This window comes from Streptomyces sparsus (assembly GCF_054776295.1).
Window position 1 is genome coordinate 1 of record NZ_BAAHCA010000461.1, and the last position, 3,887, is coordinate 3,887.

Consider the following 3,887-nt stretch of genomic DNA (forward strand, 5'->3'; position numbering starts at 1 on the left):
GGCCGGTACCCCCAGGTCGCCGACCTGCTGGGCCAGGCGCTGCCGGCCGCGGTCGCCGAGCACGGCGAGGGTTCGCCGGTGGTGCGCACGCTGCGCCGGCAGTACGCCGCGACGCTCGTCGACACCGGGCAGTACGCCAGGGCCCTGCCCGAGATCAGCCGGCTGCTCCAGGAGCTCGGCGCGCAACTGGGCCCCCACGACCCCTCGGTGGTGCAGCTGCGCGAGGACGAGGCGTTCTGCCGGGCCCGCCTCGGCGGCCGCTGAGCCGCCCGCGACCACGTCCCGAACCGGCACGGGCCCCGGCGGGGCCGCCTCCGGCAGGCTTCAGCCGAGCTGCTCGGCAAGGCCGACGATGACGCCCTCGGGGCCGCGGACGTAACACAGCCGGTAGCTGTCCTCGTACTGCGCCAGCTCGCCGACGAGTTCGGCGCCGTGGGTGCGCAGGCGGGCGACGACGTCCTCGATGTCGTCGACCGCGAACATGACGCGGCGAATGCCCAGCGTGTTCGCCGGCGCGTCCTTCGGCTCGGAGCTGATCGCCTTCGGTGTGCGGAACGACGCCAGCTCGATCCGGCTGTGGCCGTCCGGGGTCCGCAGCATCGCGATCTCCTGCCGGACGTCGTCGAGACCGATGACGCGCTCCACCCAGGGCCCCTCGACCGGTGCCCTGCCCTCCAGCTCCATGCCGAGTTCGACGAAGAACGAGAGAGCGGCGTCAAGGTCGTCGACCACGATCAGGACGTTGTCCATCCGCCGGATCGCCATGTGGTGCCTCCTTGTGTGGTGCGGCCGCGGTGGCCGGCTCCGGCCCGTGACGGAGCTGCCGGGCCGTGCCCGACATGCTGCCGTGCCCGGCGTCCTGCCCGGGCCCGGCATGCCGGGCCGCGTCCGCCCGAGGGGCTCTCCCCGGCCCGGGCGGTCGGACCCGCCGTGGTTCGCCGACCGTACGCGCGAAGTTCACCCGGGCGTCCCCTCACGGGCATCCGCGCTCCCCGCTCCCTGGCTACGCTCCTGGTCAGGGGCCTGGTGCCGGGTTGGTCCTCCGATGTGTCCACGGCGTCTGGAAACCACGTGCCCAAGCTTTCTGTCATCGTCCCTTGCCACAACGTGCAGCAGTTCGTCCCCGACACGTTGCGCAGCCTCGCGCTCAACGCGGGGCCGGAGACGGAGTTCCTGCTCGTCGACGACTGCTCGACGGACGGGACGGGGGAACTCCTCGACCGGGCGGCGCGCGACATGCTGCCGCAGGCCCGGGTGCTGCGGCACGAACGGAACCGGGGCATCTCGCAGGCGCGCAACACCGGCATCGACGCGGCCCGCGGCACCTATCTGACCTTCCTGGACGGCGACGACTGGTACGCGCCCGGCCACCTGGACGAACTGGTCGACGTCATCGACGAGTTGGGATGCGACTTCGTCCGCACCGACCACGTGCAGGCCACCGGCACCGACCGCGTGGTGCGACGGGCGCCCGCCCGCCGCCGCGACGCGGTGCTCGATCCGCGGGACGCCATCGCGCCGGCGTCCATGGAGACGATGGTCGATTACCCCTTCGTCTGGGCCGGCGTCTACCGCAGGGAACTCTTCGAGGGCCCCGGAGCCGGCCCCGAAGCCGGCTCCGAAGCCGGGCAGGGGACCGGTGGGGACGGTCCGGCGGACGTCGTAGGCTCCGGCCCGCCGCCGCTTCGCTTCGAGACCGAGCTGCGCACCGCGGAGGACCGGGTGTTCACCTGGCAACTGCACCTGCGCGCACGATCGTTCGCGACGGTCGGGCTGCTCGGGGTGTTCTACCGGCGGGGTGTCACCACCTCGCTCACCCAGATCAGGGACGCCCGCCAGCTGGACTTCATCCCGGCGCACGACCGTGTGCTGGCCGAGGTGGTGGCGGACCGGGAGGCGGAACGGTTCCTCCCGAAGATCGTCCGCACCTACTGCGCGATGATCGCCTTCCACGCGGCCGGCGCGGAACGCTACGAGCCCTCCGCCGCACGGCAGTTGAAGCGCGACTCGACGGCGGCCCTGCGCCGGATGCCGCCGGACGTGCTGGAACGGACCCTCACCGACCTCGACCACGAACGCAGCAAGGTGATCCGCCGCCTGCTCGGCGGATCACGGAAGGCGGCCTGACCCATGGGTGAGCCCACCACACGTCGCGCGGACCGGAGCGGCGTCCGCATCCGGGCGCAGATCTTCGAGGTGTCCACGCTCTACGGCGCCGCGACCCTCGCCGCCTCCCTGGACGCCGGGCAGTTCGGCCCGGCGGCGGACGCCCACCGGGTGCTGCTGGTGTCGAACAACGCCGCCACCCCGGAGACCGCCGGGCGCCTCCAGGACATGGCCGGCTGGGCCCGCATCGCCGCCCGGTTCGACACCGTCGTCGACTGGAACCACACCATCCGGCCGCACCACCCCGGCGGTTGGTCTCCCGCCGCCTCCGACAGCCCGTTGTGGCAGCGCATGTTCCGCGCCGCCTGGGGCCTGGGCAACGGTCCCATCGACCTGGCCGTGGAGTCCGTGCACGTCAGCCCGGCCCGTGCGCTGTGCACGATCTTCGCCGACGCCGCCGTCCACGTGTACGCGGACGGGCTGATGAGCTACGGCCCCACCCGGGAGAAGCTGCCGCTGTCCATCGCCTGCCGCATCCAGCGACTGCTGCACCTGGACCTGGTGCCCGGCCTGCGCCCGCTGCTGCTGTCCGAGTACGAGGTGCCCGGCGAGCTGGTGCCGACGGGCGCGTTCCGCGCGGTCCTGGACGAGCTGGCCCGCGGTGAGGAACTCGTCGTCGAACCGCGCCCCACCGCCGTCCTGCTGGGCCAGTACCTCGCGGCGCTGAACATCCTCACCGTGGACGAGGAGGAGGCGCTGCACGAACGCATGCTGCGCGGCGCGGCCGCTGCCGGCCACCGCTCGGTGCTGTTCAAACCGCACCCGACCGCGCCCGCCCGGTACTCCAGGGTGCTCGACAAGGCCGCCGCGGACTCCGGTGTCACCCTGACCGTGCTGGACCGCCCGATGCTCGCCGAGACCGTCTTCGAGCGGCTGCGGCCCGGCCTCGTCGTCGGCTGCTTCTCGACGGCGATGTTCACCGCCGCCGCCTGTTACCACGTGCCCATCGCCCGGGTCGGCACCGAGGAGGTCCTGGCCCGGCTGACGCCCTACCAGAACAGCAACCGGGTGCCGCTGACCATCGTCGACGCACTCGTGCCGGCCGTCGAGTCCGGCGGTGAGGTCGTCACCGAGCAGCCCGACGCGGCGACCCGGGTCGCCGCCCTGGTGCGGACCGTCGGCTACTGCATGCAGGCCACCCGCTACCCGGAACTGCGGGCCGAGGCGGAGACCTGGCTCACCGAGCGGCTGGACGAGCGGACCCTGCGCTACTTCAAGCGCCGCCGCCTGACCGCCCTGCAACTGCCCGGCGGCTTCGCCCCCGGTGTGGTGCGGCGGCTGCCCGGCAGCAAAGCCGCGCTGCGGGCCGCCCGCCGGGTGAAACGCAGGCTGCGCTGAGGCTTCCCGCACTGTTCACCTCCGCGGCTCCCCGCGGCCACCGACGGTGCCCGGCGCGCCGGGCACCGTGCGCCCTGTCGTCGCCCAACCGTGGAGAACCATGAGGACGAAGTGGCCCTTCCGAGCGGAGCCCGCCGCCGCGCTCGATGACTGCGCCCGGCGCTGCGCCGCCTACCTGGCGGAGTTCGATCCGCGGCCCGACGCGGCACGCCACCGGCTGGTCACCGCACTGGGCACACTGCTCACCGCCCAGGCCGAACAGGACCGACGCACCGGCAGCTCCGCGCCGGCCGGGCGGGCCCTCTTCGACGCGCTGCTCGCCGCCGGCAACCGGGCCGTCGAAGCGGGCGGACCGGCGGAGCTGGACCTCGCACTCGACCTGG

3 protein-coding genes and 2 pseudogenes are annotated in these 3,887 nt (G+C 73.5%); 4 read left to right on the forward strand and 1 reads right to left on the reverse strand.

All coding sequences use genetic code 11. From position 1 onward, the window contains the following. Positions 1 to 264 (forward strand): annotated as a pseudogene (locus ACYVE9_RS18465) (serine/threonine-protein kinase); the annotation flags it as partial. 60 nt (positions 265 to 324) lie between these two features. Here the strand turns inward: ACYVE9_RS18465 and ACYVE9_RS18470 are convergent. Continuing rightward, complete coding sequence (locus ACYVE9_RS18470; protein ID WP_461028989.1) at positions 325 to 765, reverse strand: VOC family protein; 441 nt, start codon at positions 763 to 765, stop codon at positions 325 to 327. Positions 766 to 1,071: 306 nt separating this feature from the next. On the opposite strand from ACYVE9_RS18470, the gene ACYVE9_RS18475 reads away from it, so the two are divergent. From ACYVE9_RS18475 to ACYVE9_RS18485, 3 genes and pseudogenes are all read left to right on the forward strand, one after another. Continuing rightward, positions 1,072 to 2,127, forward strand: a complete 1,056-nt coding sequence (locus ACYVE9_RS18475) for a glycosyltransferase family 2 protein (protein WP_461028990.1) — start codon at positions 1,072 to 1,074, stop codon at positions 2,125 to 2,127. Positions 2,128 to 2,130: 3 nt separating this feature from the next. Continuing rightward, the gene (locus ACYVE9_RS18480) at positions 2,131 to 3,504 is read left to right on the forward strand and encodes a polysialyltransferase family glycosyltransferase (protein ID WP_461028991.1); all 1,374 of its coding nucleotides are present in this window, start codon (positions 2,131 to 2,133) and stop codon (positions 3,502 to 3,504) included. Positions 3,505 to 3,604: 100 nt separating this feature from the next. Beyond that, positions 3,605 to 3,887, forward strand: a pseudogene (locus ACYVE9_RS18485) (hypothetical protein); the annotation flags it as partial.